Source organism: Pandoraea sp. LA3 (assembly GCF_022696215.1).
GTDB lineage: Bacteria > Pseudomonadota > Gammaproteobacteria > Burkholderiales > Burkholderiaceae > Pandoraea > Pandoraea capi.
This window is the reverse complement of sequence record NZ_PTPY01000002.1, coordinates 1-1,185: the sequence shown is the minus strand read 5'-3', so window position 1 is coordinate 1,185 and position 1,185 is coordinate 1. Positions and strand designations below refer to the sequence as shown.

Below are 1,185 nucleotides of genomic sequence, written 5' to 3'. Positions count from 1 at the left end.
GCATTCTCACTTCCCTGCAGTCCACCAGTCCTTCCGGTCTGACTTCTACCCGCAGGGAACGCTCCCCTACCACGTCTTTCGACATCCATAGCTTCGGCGTCTAGTTTGAGCCCCGTTACATTTTCCGCGCAGCGTCACTCGACCAGTGAGCTATTACGCACTCTTTAAATGGTGGCTGCTTCTAAGCCAACATCCTGGTTGTCTGTGCACCGCCACATCGTTTCCCACTTAACTAGAACTTGGGGGCCTTAGCTGATGGTCTGGGCTGTTTCCCTCTTGACCACGGATCTTAGCACTCGTAGTCTGACTGCTGGAGATAAGTCGATGGCATTCGGAGTTTGACTGAGTTCGGTAATCCGGGGAGGACCCCTAGCCCAATCAGTGCTCTACCTCCATGACTCTTACTCCAACGCTAGCCCTAAAGCTATTTCGGGGAGAACCAGCTATCTCCGAGTTCGATTGGAATTTCACCGCTACACCCAGCTCATCCCCGCACTTTTCAACGTGCGTGGGTTCGGTCCTCCATTGCATTTTACTGCAACTTCAACCTGTCCAGGCGTAGATCACTCGGTTTCGGGTCTACGACCGCGAACTCTCGCCCTCTTCAGACGCGCTTTCGCTGCGGCTCCGGCTTCTCACCTTAACCTCGCCCGCGATCGTACCTCGCCGGTTCATTCTACAAAAGGCACGCCGTCAGGCATTAACGCCCTCCGACTGATTGTAGGCACACGGTTTCAGGTTCTTTTTCACTCCGCTCCCGCGGTGCTTTTCACCTTTCCCTCACGGTACTGGTTCACTATCGGTCGCTAGGTTGTATTTAGCCTTAGCAGGTGGTCCTGCTGGATTCCCACGGGATTTCTCGTGTCCCGCGGTACTTGGGGAACCGTCTCGGCGGCGTTTTGGTTTCGGATACGAGACTTTCACTCTCTTCGGTCGACCTTTCCAGGCCGTTCTCCTACCCAAACTGCCTACCTAGTGAGACGCCCCGCAACCCCGTACAGCCGAAGCTGTGCGGTTTAGGCTTCTCCCCGTTCGCTCGCCGCTACTTAGGGAATCACTGTTGTTTTCTTTTCCTCAGGGTACTTAGATGTTTCAGTTCCCCTGGTATACCTCTCCACACCTATGGATTCAGTGCGGAGTAACACTCCATTACGAGTGCTGGGTTTCCCCATTCGGAAATCCCCG

Annotated in this window: 1 rRNA gene; it reads right to left on the bottom strand. The window is 54.5% G+C overall.

The window, feature by feature from the left end:
- Window positions 1-1,185: ribosomal RNA gene (locus C5N93_RS00010) — 23S ribosomal RNA — on the bottom strand; the annotation flags it as partial.